Annotated in this window: 15 protein-coding genes; 2 read left to right on the top strand and 13 right to left on the bottom strand. The window is 59.1% G+C overall.

Features of this window, described 5'->3' with window-relative positions; translation table 11 throughout:
* Nucleotides 1-12: 12 nt before the first annotated feature.
* Entirely contained in the window at nt 13-1,083 is a 1,071-nt protein-coding gene (locus tag ABD796_RS06970) for an HRDC domain-containing protein (protein WP_344905023.1), read from the bottom strand.
* Nucleotides 1,084-1,356: 273 nt separating this feature from the next.
* Between ABD796_RS06970 and ABD796_RS06975 the strand changes: the two genes are divergently transcribed.
* Both ABD796_RS06975 and ABD796_RS06980 read left to right on the top strand, forming a co-directional pair.
* Nucleotides 1,357-1,656, top strand: a complete 300-nt coding sequence (locus ABD796_RS06975; RefSeq protein WP_344905026.1) for a DUF3055 domain-containing protein — start codon at nt 1,357-1,359, stop codon at nt 1,654-1,656.
* A 71-nt stretch (nt 1,657-1,727) separates the two neighbouring features.
* A complete protein-coding gene (locus tag ABD796_RS06980; RefSeq protein ID WP_344905029.1) occupies nt 1,728-2,027 on the top strand; it encodes a hypothetical protein in 300 nt (99 codons plus the stop codon).
* Nucleotides 2,028-2,047: 20 nt separating this feature from the next.
* On the opposite strand, the gene ABD796_RS06985 is transcribed toward ABD796_RS06980, so the two are convergent.
* From ABD796_RS06985 to ABD796_RS07040, 12 genes are all read right to left on the bottom strand, one after another.
* On the bottom strand, nt 2,048-2,575 hold the full coding sequence (locus tag ABD796_RS06985) for a phosphatase PAP2 family protein (RefSeq protein ID WP_344905032.1): 528 nt from the start codon (nt 2,573-2,575) through the stop codon (nt 2,048-2,050).
* Nucleotides 2,576-2,796: 221 nt separating this feature from the next.
* Nucleotides 2,797-3,279 (bottom strand): GNAT family N-acetyltransferase, encoded by a 483-nt coding sequence (locus tag ABD796_RS06990; RefSeq protein ID WP_344905035.1) that lies wholly within the window; start codon nt 3,277-3,279, stop codon nt 2,797-2,799.
* Nucleotides 3,280-3,399: 120 nt separating this feature from the next.
* Nucleotides 3,400-4,272, bottom strand: coding sequence for a 5'-3' exonuclease (locus ABD796_RS06995; protein WP_344905038.1), 873 nt, complete (start codon nt 4,270-4,272; stop codon nt 3,400-3,402).
* Between the two features lie 156 nt (nt 4,273-4,428).
* Complete coding sequence (locus ABD796_RS07000; protein WP_344905041.1) at nt 4,429-5,268, bottom strand: alpha/beta hydrolase; 840 nt, start codon at nt 5,266-5,268, stop codon at nt 4,429-4,431.
* 251 nt (nt 5,269-5,519) lie between these two features.
* Nucleotides 5,520-7,565, bottom strand: a complete 2,046-nt coding sequence (locus ABD796_RS07005; RefSeq protein WP_344905044.1) for a Na+/H+ antiporter — start codon at nt 7,563-7,565, stop codon at nt 5,520-5,522.
* A 236-nt stretch (nt 7,566-7,801) separates the two neighbouring features.
* On the bottom strand, nt 7,802-8,743 hold the full coding sequence (locus tag ABD796_RS07010) for a polysaccharide deacetylase family protein (protein ID WP_344905047.1): 942 nt from the start codon (nt 8,741-8,743) through the stop codon (nt 7,802-7,804).
* 36 nt (nt 8,744-8,779) lie between these two features.
* A complete protein-coding gene (locus tag ABD796_RS07015) occupies nt 8,780-10,054 on the bottom strand; it encodes an MFS transporter (protein WP_344905050.1) in 1,275 nt (424 codons plus the stop codon).
* A gap of 256 nt (nt 10,055-10,310) precedes the next feature.
* On the bottom strand, nt 10,311-11,024 hold the full coding sequence (locus ABD796_RS07020; protein ID WP_344905053.1) for an amino acid ABC transporter permease: 714 nt from the start codon (nt 11,022-11,024) through the stop codon (nt 10,311-10,313).
* Nucleotides 11,025-11,118: 94 nt separating this feature from the next.
* Nucleotides 11,119-11,820 carry an amino acid ABC transporter permease gene (locus ABD796_RS07025; protein WP_344905056.1) on the bottom strand — a complete coding sequence of 234 codons (702 nt, stop codon included), beginning with the start codon at nt 11,818-11,820 and terminating at the stop codon, nt 11,119-11,121.
* 25 nt (nt 11,821-11,845) lie between these two features.
* Nucleotides 11,846-12,745: a transporter substrate-binding domain-containing protein gene (locus tag ABD796_RS07030; RefSeq protein WP_344905059.1), complete on the bottom strand. Its 900-nt coding sequence runs from the start codon at nt 12,743-12,745 to the stop codon at nt 11,846-11,848.
* 17 nt (nt 12,746-12,762) lie between these two features.
* On the bottom strand, nt 12,763-14,124 hold the full coding sequence (locus ABD796_RS07035) for an LLM class flavin-dependent oxidoreductase (protein WP_344905062.1): 1,362 nt from the start codon (nt 14,122-14,124) through the stop codon (nt 12,763-12,765).
* The gene (locus ABD796_RS07040; protein WP_344905064.1) at nt 14,121-15,311 is read right to left on the bottom strand and encodes an LLM class flavin-dependent oxidoreductase; all 1,191 of its coding nucleotides are present in this window, start codon (nt 15,309-15,311) and stop codon (nt 14,121-14,123) included. The genes ABD796_RS07035 and ABD796_RS07040 overlap by 4 nt, the downstream gene beginning before the upstream one ends.
* Nucleotides 15,312-15,395: the final 84 nt, after the last annotated feature.

Genomic DNA, 15,395 nt, shown 5'->3' on the forward strand with positions numbered 1-15,395 from the left:
CGATCCCGGCCATCAGGCGGACTTCTCCGGCGCCGTTTGGGCGTTTTCTTCCTGGACAGCCGGAGGCGCTGACGAAGCTGGTTTCGAATTGCGGTAGCGGACGCGCAGCAGCCTAAGCCATTCATAAGCTCGGGTAAGCGCCGATTCGTCCAGCGATTTCTCGTCATACAACCGTTGAAGTATGGGGCGGAGAAAGCGGTCGCCGGAAGAAGCGAACTCGCCCCATGCGCGTTCTACCAGATGGCCGGGAACGGCGGCAAGTTCCCTCTCGATCAGCGGCTCCAGATCGCACCCCTCCTTGTCCAGCTCCTCCATGCGGCTGACCAGCTCGCGGCGGCTTAACGGCAACGCCTGCTCCATCTCGTCGATCGACGTACCCTCAGCGATCCCCTCCAGCAGCTTGCGCTTCAGCTCCTGCTTGGCCGTATCGTCCTTGCGGCGCTGCTCCTGCCTTTGCCGAACCCATTGCTCGGCGGCTGCCGTATCGACCGCTTCGCTCACCCAGTCGAGCGGGAAAGCCGTCTGCCGTTCCCCGCGCTCGCCTCCCGTAAGGGCCAAAATGCCATCGGCATACAGACTGACCCTCTGCTCCCCGAAGCCGGGAATTTGCCGGAGCTCCTCGGGCGTATGCGGCTTGAAGGCGCTGACCATCTTGAGCAGCCGGTTGGAGGCTATGATAAACGGCGATCTTCCTTCGCTGGCCGCCTGGCTGTTGCGCCAGCGACGCAGCGTCTCGTACAGAGCGGCGTCCGCATGCAGCTCGCCGTAATATTCCAGCTTGCGCAGCAGCGCTCCTCTGTCGCCGGAGCCTTCCGCCGCCGCGTCCGGATCGGCCGTTGGGCCAACGAGCGGACGAAAGCCAACCTGCCGCTTCTCCGCCGTCCGCGTCCGGAATTCGGCCATCATCTCGTCCCAGGAAGGGCCCGTATACCAGCTTTCCTGGGACGGCGTCCCTTCCCTCTCCGGCTCGTACCACCAGACATGCCATTCGCCGAACTGCTCGGCAATCGATACTTGGGCCGTAACGACGCCCTCTCCTTCCGGTGCCTCCTTCTCAAAACTGCTCAAAAATACAAGATTCATCCCCATTCCCCTTTCGCTACGACCGCACGGCAAAAAGCACCCCTTCCACGTTAGTAGAAGAGGTGCTTCCTCCGGCCGATCGATTCAATTCCTTTCCATCTTACCAGAAAGAGGAAGGAATTACAACCGGCCATCAAGGCGTTTTTCCCCTCACCGGCGTCCTGCCGCATCCCAGCCGAATGGGGCAAGGAGCCTTGCGCGGATGTTTCCGCTTTGCTGGCCGAGCGCGTTGAGGTATAATCGAAGTACCCTAAACGATGACGGAGGCCTGTCATGTCCGCGAACGCTTTCGATTTTTTGTACGACCATACCGAGGAGACGCGAACGCGCTTCGTCTGCTTTATTTCGCCGTCGATGCAGCGCTTCGATCTGGCGATTACGACGACAAGCCGCTTTTTCGGGAAACAGCTCATTACCGACATTCAGTCCGGCAAAACGGCGATTATCGGCCCGGACGATCTGGAGGAAGCCGGCTATCTGGAATACGTCTACAAGCTGTCCGAGGAGGATGCGGAAGATTTGCGCAGCTTCTTGATCGAAATAGTCGGGATGGTCAACTTTACCGATATTTAAACCGTATTCATAAAAAAAGCCCTCCCGAGGAACAATGAAAGCATCCATCATTGTCCAAGGAGGGTTTTGTTATGTCCGACAAGCAGCAGCCCGCAAGCGATTCGCGCGACGGCTTTCTTCAGGAACAACGCAGCGACTATACCGATCTGGCTACGGTCGAATCGCAGCGCAACGATCTAGCCGCAGAGGAATTTCCCGAGGGGCCGTACGGCTCCATAAGCAATGCCGAAACGCTCGGTAAAAGCTCGCCGTGGCGAGAAGATCAGCGGCCTCCGAACCGGTTCGTCTACGAGAATCGCGAGCTTCACGAGGGACTTGACCGAGGAGGCTACCCCGGCGAGCACGATACGCACGACAGCGATCGCGAATAGCCGTTCGGCCCCTAACCGCCTCAAATCACCGTTGCGGCGACCAGCGACACGAATGTCCCGATAAAGCAGCCGGCCAAGATGTCCGACGGATAGTGCAGCCCCAAATACATGCGCGACACGCCCACGATGGCGGCCAGCGGCAGCACGAGCAGCGACAGCCAGGCCGAGGCCAGCGCGAACGGCACGAACACCGAGAACGCGGCTGTCGTATGGCCCGACGGAAAGGAAGGGTCCTTGAGCGGATTCGGTCCGGTTATCACTTCGCCCATCGCCATATAGGGCCGAATCCGGTCTACCTTCCGCTTAATGAGCGCCGCGACCGCATGGCTGACCGCCAGCGATACGAGGCTTTTCCAGCCTATGTCCTTCCATGGCTCCGGGGCCAGAAGCACCAGAACCAGTACAAACGATATCGTGAAGATCGCCCCTCCCAGATGGGTCAGCGATCCGAACAACCGGTCCAGCCACACATGGCGGATCGAACGGTTGCACCAACGGAACAACCGGCTGTCCCAGTCCCGCAATCGCGGAAGCCAACGTCTTGCCATGATGCCCCTCCCCCTCTCAAGCCGCTTATCCGACCTCTCATTTTCTATTTCATTATAGCGAAAAAAAGACGCCACTTGAACCAGTCTCCAGAGGGTTTCTCCCAAGACCTAAGTCCAGTATGCGCCTTTTTTTGGTAGATTTCATCTATTGCCCGTCAGCCGCCGCCGAAACGTTCAAGTACCGCTTCGTCGCCTGACCGTCCTGCCGGCGCAGCGCAAGATTATTCTTGGACCTTTTTCAGCATGCCTTTGTATACGCCCGGAATGGAATCCGCGATCGGAATGGCTCCTACCGCCTTGTTGTAAAACTCCGTCGGACCGGCCCCACCGATAATCGCGTATGCGTAGCCTTCGTCGTGCAAGCCGTGCATGCAGGCGAGCAGCAGCGCTTTGCCGACGCCTTTGCCGCGCATCGACGGGTCGACGCCGGTCGGACCGAAGTAGTTTTTACAGGTAGCCTCATAGCAGCCGAAGCCTACCACTTTGTCGTTTTCCGTTGCGATAAAGCACGATACCGGTTGGCGGGAAAACGCAACGTCGACTTCGCTTTCCCAATGCTCGCTAAACGTGCGGCGCACCCAATCCTTGACGATATGCTTTTCCGGAGCGAGTCCCCGGCGGATGACGATTCCGCCTTCCGCAAGCTGGTTGATAATCGTCGTTTTCTCCGGCAATTCGTACAATTTGACTAACATATCTGGCATGTCGGTTCCTCCGGTATGTAGGTATAGTCTTTGACTCCAGCGGGTTGGGTCGGCTAATGCACAACGACCTGCCGGCACGGTTTGGGCGATGCGTTGCGATCCACCTTGGATCTTGCTTGATTAGCCGATTTGCTGAGCCAGTCCCTTGAACTCCAGCTCCTCGAACTTGTCCCGCAGACGGAGCGGATCGGGTGACCAGAGACAGCCGTCGATCGGGCAGCTGACCGGCACGTCGCAGCGGATCGTGGCCAAGTCCCGGGACAGATGAAGCATATCCAGCGACGCTTCGATCTTCTTGCGCACGCTTGCCGACAGCGAATCGAGGTTGGCCAATATCTGGTCGATATCTCCGTATTCGGCCAGCAGCTTTAGCGCCGTTTTCTCGCCGATCCCCTTTACACCCGGGTAATTGTCGCTCGTATCCCCGATTAGCCCCTTCAACTCGATAATTTGTCCGGGCGTCAGTCCCCGCTCCTCGAACAGGGCGGCCAGATCGTAAACGGCATAGTTGGACAGCCCCTTCTTCATGATGACGACGTGGACCCGCTCGGCCACGATCTGCAGCAGATCGTGATCGCCGGTAAGCACGAATACGTGCGCCCCCGAATCGTCGGCATAATGACGGGCCAGCGTGCCGATGCAGTCATCCGCTTCGTAGCCGCGCAGCCCTATATTCGGCACCCCAAAGCTGTCGACGACTTCCTTGACCAGATCGAACTGGGGAATCAGGTCTTCCGGCGGAGCGCCCCGGTTGCTTTTGTAATCGGCAAACTGCTCGGTTCGGAACGTGGAACTGCCCATATCCCAGCAGCATACGACATGCGTCGGACGAAACCGCTTGACGGCGTCGGTAAAATATTTGACGAATCCGTGCACTGCGTTAGTCGGCAGGCCGGCGCTCGTTTTCTTGATATATCCGCTGTAGGCGCTGGCGTAATAGGCGCGGAACAGCAGCGCCATACCGTCCACCAGCAATACGGTGCGGCCGCTCATGAGCGATCCCTCATCTCCGTGTGTATGGTAGTGGTTCTTACGCCATTATAGCACAGCTGGATAAGCTTGATTCCGATAAATTTAAGCCCGGTCATATCCGCAAGCGTCTCTTTCGCGCCTCCTTGGCGGCGCTCCTCTGCTCACCGGCAAGTTCGATTATCGGCTTCCAAAGCTATCCAGCAGCAGCTTCGTCATCTCTCCGGCCAGCAGCGGATCGCCTTTATGACGAAGCAGGAACGTCTTGCCGAGCTCGTCGTACCGTTGCTTCAGCACGTAGCCGTGCATCGGATGATGGATCACCTCGCTCACCGGCGCATCGGCTGGAATCCGCGGCTCGTCGAGCACGAAATCGTAATGCATCAGGACGGGCGGCGCTTTGTCGGACATGTACGTAATCGCCGAAGCCTCCTCGGCCAGCCGCAGATTATGCGGCTCGTACAGCTCGTCCAGCGATTCGAGGCCGTAATACAGCTTCAGGTTCGGCTGAATATGCGGGCCTGCATAGATGTCCCGATAAAACCGCTGGTCCTTGGATACTTGCGTGCCGAAGCCGATAAACGCGCTGACTTCGGTGTTCTCGCGCTCCACCGGATCGGCGCTGTCCGGCTTCGACAAATCTCCCCTCAGAGCGTTCCAGAGGGCGATATGGCCGCCGGCCGACGAGCCCGCCGTGGCGATGCGCGCCGGATCGATATGCCATTCGCCGGCCATATGGCGCACGAACTGAATCGCCCGGGCGCCGTCTTCCATCGGAGCCGGATACGGGTCCTTCGAAATAAACCGGTAGTTGGCGGAAATGACCGAAATGCCCGCCTCCATGCATTCCTCCATCAGCCGCGTCGTCTGAATAGACGATTTATCTCCTCCGACATAGCCCCCGCCATGAAAAAAAATAACAGCCGGCGACGGCTTTTCGCTCTTGCCCAGCAAATAAGCGTCCAGCACGTTTCGCTCGTGCGGACCGTATTGAACGTCTTTCAGTTCTCTTGCATGCATGACTCTATCTCTCACCTTTCCTTGGTTTGATAGTAAAAAGCTACAATTACCAAGTTAACGGAAGGCATGACCGGATGCAAGCATATTCCGCGCCGTACCGGTATATATTCCAAAATTTCGACAGCGCGTTCCGCTCTTGCGCCGCAAAGTTACCGGCATTAAAGACAGGCAAAAGGCGCGAGCCGGAGAGCGACTCATCCCGCTCTCCGACGCGCGCCTGCGTCTGTTCTATCCGTTGCACCGCCGCCGATTCAGCCGATTTCGTCGGCTTCGAACGTCGATGCTTCCCGCTCGCGGATAAATCCGCGCAGCTTGCCCGCCATCTCGCGGGTAATCTCGCCCTGCTCGTACAGCGATTGCACCTCGTCCCGTTCGGCCTGAATGCCGACCCAGTGCAGCTCCTTCTTCTGTTCCTCATACCGCTCGTCCTTTATGCCGCGGGCCGTCAACGGAAAACGGGCAAGCCGGTCCAGCATGGAGTTGTAATAGGCGATCACGCCGAGCGCCTCCTGCTCGTTATCTTCGCAGCGGACTTTGCGCACCTCGTGGATCGCCGCCTCGCACGTCTGCATCTTGATGTTCCGCAGCGCGTTGAAATCGCCGCCGGCCGGCAGCAAGGTCGGCCGACCGCTTTCCGCTGCCCGGAACATCGCCTGGAAGCGGCGGAGGAACAGCTTGCCCATCATTTTCCACAGATGAAAGCGGTTCGCCAATATGAGCTCGACCTGGTCCAACGTTTTGAAAAACTGATTGGCGTGCTCGCGGGTGATTTCGCCCTTCTCCAGCAGGCGCCGGGCGTATTCCCGCTCCTCCTGAAGCGCCATCAGCCGCAGCTCGTTTTCCTTTTTGCGCGAAGGGGCTTCGTTTTTGCGGCTTGCCGTGATCATGCGGATTTGCAAGATCAATTTTTTATAGTCGGCTATGACGGAGGTGACGGCCGTGTCGTTTTCCTCGGTGCGCTCTTGATGAATCGCTTTGATCGCCTCCGACAACACCTTGATCTGAAATTGCTGCTCGAGCGACTCCTTCTCCGTCTCGTTCTTCGCCCCTTGCTTGCGGGTCAGCAGCGGCAGCAGGACGCTGGCCGCGATCAGCGAAAGCAGGATGACCGTCGCAGCCAAGAAGATAATCAAGTTCCGCTGCGGGAACGCCTCGCCGCTGTTCAGCACGAACGGGATGGAGAAGGCACCGGCCAGCGTCACAGCGCCGCGAACGCCGGAGAACGACGTCATGACGAGCATTTTGAAGCCGAGCGATTTCTTCTCGGCTCCCGTCCCACGCAACCGCTCCACCCGGGTGAAGGCGAACGTCCACAGAAAGCGCAGTACGATCAGCATCAGGAAAATAAGGATCGCATAGCCGATGACTTCGAAGTTGTTGAAGGCCGGATCGTTAAGAATGATCTTCGACACGTCGGGAATTTGCAGCCCGAGAATGACGAACACAAGCCCGTTCAGAATAAACAAAATGACCGACCAGGTGCTGGAGGAGACGACCTTCAGCTTCATCGTCGCGGCCTCCGAACGGTCGCTCTCCACCGCGTGCACGATCCCCCCGGCGACGGCGGCCAAAATGCCGGACATGCCGAGCTCCTCGGCGATCAGATACAGCAGGAACGGGGTCAAGATTTGCAGCAGCATGTGCATCGTGACGTCCTCCATCCCGGAGCGCCGCAGCACCATGCGCAGCCATGTGATCAGGAAGGCGAGCACCGCCCCGACCACCAGGCCGCCGATCGAGATGAGGAAGAAGCTGAACGTCGCCTGCGGCAGCGAAAATACGCCTGTAACCGCGGCCGCCATGGCGAATTTAAAGGCGACCAGACCGGAGGCGTCGTTCATGAGCGCCTCGCCCTCCAGCAAGCGCATCAGGCTTTTCGGAATGCGGATTCTCCCGGCCAACGAGCTTACCGCCACGGCGTCGGTCGGAGACAAAATCGCCGCAAGCCCGAATGCCGCCGGCAGCGGAATCGACGGGATCATCCAATGGATCGCGTAGCCGACCACGAATACGGTAATGAACACAAGCCCGACCGCGAGCAGCAGAATGGGGGCGCGCAGCCGCCACAGCTCGTCGCGGGGCGTATGCTTCCCGTCGTTGTACAGCAATGGGGCAATGAACAGTACAAAAAACAGCTCGGGGGAAAGCGGCAAATGGATGCCCGAAGGAACAACCGCCACCGCAACGCCGAGCGCGATCTGAATGAGCGGAACGGGAATAAACGGTACATATCGACCCAGCACGTGGGACACGCCAATCAGCACCAACATGACGAGTACAGCCAACAGCACTTCCACGACGCATCTTCCCTTCGTCTAGTGAACATTTTCTTCCAATACTTCATTATATAATATCCATTTCGCCAAAAACAATGTTCGACTCGCATCAAACAGGCCGCCGGATTAGTGGCCCGACGGCCTGCTGTACATGACGGCTTGCTGCGCAGGAAAGGATACCATTTGGACTGCCTTCGCCTCTAGGGGAAAGCGGATAGAGCGTGTCCGGCGCCGGGACAACCAGCTCCGGCTTTGTACTAGCTCGGCTCCTTGCCGGCGCTTTGCCGGCGGTTCAGCAGCAGCTTGACAAGCTGCCCCGCTGCCCTAAGCCGCAGGATTCCGCGCGCTCTGGGCACTTCCCCGTAATGGATCAGCTTCACTCCGGCGTCGCGCAGCGCATAAGCGAAGTCCACGTCCAGCATCAGCCTGTATTCCCACACCCGCTTTTGCCAGGACGGAATAAGCTTCTCCAGCTCGCTGTCCTGATCGGCGGGATGAATGTACGTCTCGCATATCCCTTCCGGCAGCGCATAAAGCTTGTCGATCAGCGACTGCTTGAAGGTTGCGTACGTTTCATTTTCCTGAATATGAAACGGATGAGAGAGCAAATAGTCGGGAATGCCGACGCCCAGCGTATCGGCCAGCGCTACCACGGGAGCGAGCATCTGTTCCGCTCCGGGGATGGAGGCGAGGAAGGCGTCGTGCGGATCGATCCGGCGAAAGATCCGGAACGGCAAGCCCCGCCTGGAGCATTGCAGCAGCACGTAAGGCAGATGGCTTCGTCCGGTGGCGAGGCCGTACAGGCTGCCCATATGATTATCGACATGCCCAATGCGCAAGCCGGCGCGGTCGGCGGCTTGAAATTGCGCGCGGATTTCCGCGTGCACGTCCCGGGACAGCGCGTATTGCTCGAAATCGGCCACCGTCCTGTGCATAAAACCGCTTTCGTCATGCAGCGAGGAACGACCGGTTAAGCTTTTCCAGCGGAGGCCGGAAAATTCGCTGGTCAGCGTCAAGTGCAGTCCGATAGGAATGTCCGGTCGGCTTCTGCACCATTCCGCCGCCTCCTGGAAACCCGGGGCCGGGGTCATGATCGTCGCGGAGGACACTTTCCGTTCCTCCAGCAGATGGAAAATCGCTTTATTTGCGGCCCGGCTCTGGCCGAAATCGTCGCAATTCAGTATCAGAAGTTTGTTCATCAATACCTCCGGGCCAGCCGACACGGACAAGCTGGCTTAGTCGTTGGGCGATTTTTTGACGAGCAGGGAGATCAGGAACGATAACGCCAGCAAGCAGAAGGGGATGACGCTGATCAAATAGCGGAACGTGCTGGACGGATCGGAGCCCGGATTGTCGCCGCTCACATAGCCGAAAACCATCCCGACGATCCAGAACGCCAGCGCGGACAGGAGGCCGCTCGAGCGGGTGATGAACGATCCGACGGCAGTATAGACGCCTTCCCTTCTCCGGCCGGTCGCGGCGAAGTCGCGATCGATAATTTGGCTGCTCAAGACGAGCGGAGTGACAAGAAAGCCGGAAAGCCCGAAGCCGGCCGAGATACCGGCGGCGATGCCGCTGCCGAGGTTGGTCGCGAACCAGAGCGGCACGACCGACAAGGCGTATACGGCTAGAGCCAGCCTCCACCCGCGCACGCCTCCCAGCTTCTGGACAATCCAATACCAGACCGCCACCAGCGGGATGACGGAGGCGAAGATCGAAGCGAGCAGGATCGACACTTGCGATTCCGGAATATTCAGCACATATTTCGCGTAAAAGGGGATCATCGAGCCGAGCAGGCCATTGACGGTCTGGGCGAACGAATTGGCGATATTGAAAATCCAAAAATCTTTGTTTTTCAACGTCTCGCGGAACGCCTCGCCCAGCTTGAGCGGCTCCTCCTGGGAAGCCTCCTCGCTCTCGCGCACGGACATCGCGAACAGCAGCATAACCGCCATGAAAACGATGGCGAAGACGACTGACATTTTGCCGAAGCCGATAGCCGCGAATAAAATCGGGGTCAGCACGGAAGCGACGAGGATCGCCCCGATCTGGAACGCCTGCTGGATCGCCGAAGCTTTGGCCCGGGCCCGGTCGCCGCGGAACAACTCCGGAAACAAAGCGCCGTAATTGACCCAGATGATGGTGGATACCGCCTCGAACAAAATAAGCGCGGTCAGAAACCAGATGAACAGGCTGGTGCCGCTCAGGCCGCCCGGGACGGCGAATACCATGATGAAGGTTGCCGCAAGCAGCGGAATCGAGGCATAAATCCATGGCTTCCGTCGACCCCAGCGCGTTCGCGTCCGGTCGGACAAATAGCCCGCCATCGGATTGTTGACCGCATCCCAGATCAGAAAAATGGTGCGGGCCAAGGTCGCTAGCCCGATGCCGAGACCAAGCTTCTCTACATAGTAATAGCTGTAAAAGGAACTGAAAGCCTGGGTCGGGATCATCATGGCGAACATGCCTAGCGCAAACATTACGGGGGAATTCTTGAACCGTTTCAACATCCAACCGCCCCTTTGCAGACGGCGCAGCGATTGCGCCGAATAATGTATGCGCTTTCATTATTATTCGTTGCTTTATTTAATTTCCACAATTATACATTCCAGAGAAGGTGCAAGTCAATGGGCATAAGGAGCTCCGACGCTTGCCCGTACCGGCCCGGGGCAAGGCCGGAAACAAGCTTTTGTTGCCATAGCCGGGCTCCCCCCGAGCGGAATGGACGATGTTCGATTTTTGTAAAGACGAGCCAAGGACGCCCGGCTAATGCACAGGCGCCCTCTCGTGGCGACTCAACCTTTTCTCCATTACGCTGAACGCGCGCTCGAAACCGAAGCAAATGATCCAGTAAAGGATGGAGGCGTTCAGGTACATCTCCAAATACCGGTAGCCGTCGCCGGCTTCGATTTTGGCTACGGCCATAATCTCCACGACCTTGACGCTAAATGCCAGGGAGGTCCCCTTCACCAAGCCGATAAACGTGTTGCCGAAGTTCGGAAGCGCGGAGACCAGCGCTTGGGGAATGACGATCCGCAGCAGCGCTTGACGGGTGGACATGCCGACAGAATAAGCGGCCTCCATCTGCCCGGAGTCGACCGCACCGAGCGCGGAACGGATAATTTCCGACTGGTAGGCAGCCGTATTGATCGAGAGCGCGAAGCAAGCATAGAGAAGCGGCGGGACCCCGTCCGCAGGCAGCGGCCAGCCCCACTGCGACTCGAGCCAGTCGAGCAGGACAGGCGTCCCGTAAAAGAGCACATAAATCTGGACCAGCAGCGGAGTGCCGCGGATAAACGATACGTAGACGTGGGCGAGCTGGCCGAGCACCGGCACCCGGTACATGCGGCACAAGGCGATTGCCGTCCCGAGGGCAAGCCCGACTGCCATCGAGACAACGGTGATCAGCAGCGTGACGGGGAGCGCCTTCAGCAGTTGGGGGAATTGCTTTAGCGCAAAAGCGAGGCTGAACGTATCCAAGCGGTATCCCTTCTTTCCTGTAAACCTTCGGGTACAAATTCAGACCTTAGACGATGTTCGTGAACCGGACTTTTGTACTAAGCTACTAAGCTTCTTACTTGGCTAATCCGACATGACCTTTTTTGTATGCGGACTCCAGAAGCGACGCCGCCCGGCCGATCATCATACTGACGATCCAGTACATGACCGAGATGGTGATGTATATGCTGACGATTCCGATACCGTAGTTGTTCCCGACGATCAGCTCCGCCTGGCCCATGACGTCGATCACGCCGATCGAGAAAGCGAGGGACGTCTCCTTCAGCAGCGAGATCGCATTGTTCGCCAGATTGGGCAGCGCGATTCCGAACGCTTGCGGCAGGACGATACGGCGCAGCGTCTGGAAGGCGCTCATCCCGACGGAATAAGCGGCTTCCTGCTGGCTGCGGCCGACCGCCAAATAAGCGGACCGGATCACCTCGGAGAGCACAGCCGCGGCATGAAGCGCAAAGGTGATGATCGCAAACGACATATTGCTCCAGCCGTTGATATCCATGCCAAACAGCAGCACGAGCTGAGGCAGGCCGTAGAAGACGAGAAACAGCTGTACGAGCGTCGGGGTGCAGCGCATAAATGAAAGGTACAAGGTCGCCAGCGCGGACAGCACCGGGTACCGGCGAATGCGCACGATCGCCAGCAGCAGACCGAGCAGCAGTCCGCCCGCCAGGGCGACGATCATCATGAACAAAGTCGCCGGAAGCTTGTCCGCCAGCTTGAGCAGATGAGTCCAGAACTGGCTGTCGTTGCTCGAAAGCATAGGTCATCCCCTTTTGGCTTGCGTCTTATTTGGCGTTTCTGAACTTGTAGCCCTCGCCGACCTGCTCCAACGATTTGAACAGGTCGACGCTGAACCATTTTTCCGCCAGCTTCGATAACGTCCCGTCCTTCGTCAGCTCGGCGGTAGCGGCGTCGATCCGTTCGGCCAGCTCGGTTTCCTTCTTGTTGAGCAGCACGTACAACGGCTCCTTGGATACGACGGCTCCCACCTTCAAGTCCAGCTTGAGCTGCTTGTTCGTATCGTCGAAATTGTGAACATTGACGAAATCGGCGTCGTATTTACCGTCGTTCACCATCTTCAGACGGTCGGCGATCGTAATTTTGTCAATGTCTTCGATCTTGATTTCTTTGCCGGGATGCTTCAGGTTGTAATCCTTAATCATATTGCGCAATCCGTTGGTCGGCGTCATCGGAGTCAGCTTCTTGCCGACCATGTCGTCCAGCGAGCGGATGTCCGTCCGGTCGCTCTTGACGATCAACGAGGTGACGGAATAGCCGAACTCATGCTGCGGATACAAATATTTCTGCTCGCGCTCCGGGTTGCGGAAAAAGTAGTTGGCCGCCAGCGCGTATTTGCCGAGATCGGTGCCGATCAGTTGGGCGTCCTGGTCCATCGCTTCGTATTTGAATTCGTACTGGGGCAGCTTTTTTTCCAATTCCTTCAGGTAATCGATCGTGTAGCCGATCGGCTGGTTTTTGTCGTCCACGTAGCTGTAGGGCGGGTTCGGGCTGCTGTTGATGGCGATCTTGACGGTTTTCTTCTCTGGAGCCGGAGTCTGCGGGGCGGAGGCTTTCGACGGGTTTCCCGCGTTCGCGGTTGTACCGGCGGAACCGCCCGCGCATCCTGACGTCAGCACGAGGGCGACGGCGGCGGACAGGACAGCAAGCAAGCTTATCGGTTTCATTAGGTATGGTCCTCTCTTTATCGGGAAATGGATGAATGCGGATGGGGCCGGAAGCGTGTCGGCAAAGCCAGTCCGAGATGATCGCGCAGCGTGCTTCCTTCGTAGTCGCGGCGGAACCGTCCTCTTCGCTGCAAAATCGGCACGACGTAATCGACGAACTGCTCCAGTCCTCCCGGAAAATGCGAAGGCATGATGTTGAAACCGTCGCAGCCGCGCTCATCGATCCACTGCTCCATCAGATCGGCCAACTGCTCCGGCGTGCCCACGAAGGAATAATGGCCGCCTGCGGCGACGACTCGCTTGCTCAGCTCGCGGATGGTCAGCTTGTCGCGCCGCGCCCAGTCCTTGATCAGCTGCACACGGGCCTTTTTGTTCATGCGGCTGTCGATATCGATTTCGTCGTACGGCAGCGGGCCGTCAAGCGGATAGGGCGACAGGTCGAAGTCGAGATGGCCGGACAGCACCCGTACCGCCACATGAGGCAGCACCAGCTCGGCAAAATACGCCTCGGCCTCCTTCGCCTCGCGCTCCGTAGAGCCGAGAATCGGAGACAGTCCGGACAAAACAAGCAGCTGATCGGAGGTTCGCCCGAAGTCGCCGAGCATTCCCTTGAGGCTGGCGTAGAACGTTTGCGCATCCGGCAAATTGTTTTGCGCAGTGAAAACGACCTCGGCTTTCTCGGCTGCTACCCGTTTGCCGCTCTCCGAGGATCCGGACTGAAAGACGACCGGGTGGCCCTGCGGAGAAGACGGGACGTACCCTTTGCCGCTGACAGACAAGTGACGGCCGTTATAAGCGAAGCTCCTCACCTTGGAAGGGTCGAAATAAAGCCCGGCCGCCGCATCGGCCTTCACGGCTTCGGGGTCCCAACTGTCCCAGCACGCCTGTACGATGTCCATAAACTCGCTGCCCCGCTCATAGCGAGACGCATGGGGCATCAGCGATTGCTGACTGTACTGGAAAGGAGCGGCTCCGTCCTGGGACGTGACCATATTCCATCCGGCCCGCCCGCCGCTCAGCAGATCGAGGGTGGACAGTCTAGAGGCGATATGGAACGGGTCGTTGTACGTCGTCGTCAAGGTTGCCGTCAATCCGACCTTCTCCGTGACGGAGGCCATAGCCGCCAGCACCGTCAGCGTGTCGAGCTGCGGGAAGGGGCGCTCCCCGGTTACAATCCCTTTCACTCCGCCTATCGTCAAGTGCTCCAGCACGAGGATCGTATCGAACTTGCCGCGCTCGGCCATCCGGGCGAAATCGTGGTAAAACGACAGGTCCAGCAGCCGGTCGGAGTAAGTGTTCGGATGGCGCCAGCCGCCTACGTGCTGGCCGACGTCGAACAGGAAGACGCCGAGATGCATTTGCCGTTTAGAGCCGCTCATTCATAGGCCTCCTTTGTCCTTGCCGGGCCGGGCGGGAATTCGAGTCCGAGCCGTCCCCGCAATGTAGTTGCGTCATCCGCGATGCGCGTCAGTCCCCGGGCTTGCAGCAGCGGCATGACCTCGTCGGCCAACTGCTGCAAGTCGGTCGGCAGCACCGCGGGATGCAGATGAAATCCGTCGCAACCGCGGCCGACGAACCATTCCTCCATCAGGTCGGCCAACTGCCGGGGCGTGCCGACAAAAAGCGGCGCCACCTCCCCGGAACCGGCAGCGAAGGCCGTCCCGAGGGACCATGCGGCCAGCTCACGCAGCTGCTCGGCTCTGGCGCGCGCCTCCGCTTCCGTTGGCGCAAGAATTGGCATAAGCCTCGCCAACGCCCTTACGGAGCCGCGCGGCCGTCCCTGGCCCTCGACGCGACACTGCAGCTCGGCATAACCGGCGGCGGCCTCGCTCAGGCCGGAGAAGGAGAGGAACGCAAGCTCCGTCCCTTCCAGCTCCGACGCATCGGGGATGCCCGGACCGCTGTGCGAGCTGATGGCTAACGGTCGGCCCTGACGCGGTCGCGGTACGCTGAGCGGGCCCTGTACGCGAAAATAGGCGCCGGTATGGCCGATCGGCCGGACTTTCTGCGGATCGATGAAGCGACCGGCTTCCTTGTCGACCAGCAGGGCGTCCTCGTCCCAGCTGTCCCACAGCTGCCTCACTACATCGACGAACTCCCGCTTGCGGGCCCGAAGCTCCTCCTCCGTATGCAGCGCCCGGCCCTGCACGGGCCGGTGCGGTTCCGCCTGGCCGGTCGTTACGGGCTGCCACGCCGCCCTCCCTGCGCTCAGGTGATCGAGGACGGCGAGAATCCGGGCGGCCGCAAACGGCTCGCTGACGGCCGTCTCAACCTCTGCCGCCAGCCCGATCCGCCCGGTGACCGAGCCGAGGGCGGTCAACAGGGTAAGCGGCTCCAGCAGCAAGCCCGGCTCTCGTCCTTCCGCCTCCGGGCGGGCAAGAGCGGGAGGGGCGTCGACCACGAGCAGGTCAAAGCCTGCCCGGTCGGCCGTCCGCGCCAGCCGGTAGTAATAATGCGGGTCCAGCAGCCGGTCCGGCTCCGCCGCCGGACTGCGCCAGCTTCCCGGATGGTGGCCGGCTCCGGACAAAGCGACGGATATGTGCATCTGTCCGACTCGTTTCGTCAAAAACACTACCTCCAATTTCCAATTATTCTTACTGGAAAAGTATGATATTTAAACATGGCATATCGCCCGTCCCGTTACTCCGGC

The organism is Paenibacillus hodogayensis (assembly GCF_039536325.1).
Lineage (GTDB): Bacteria > Bacillota > Bacilli > Paenibacillales > NBRC-103111 > Paenibacillus_AB > Paenibacillus_AB hodogayensis.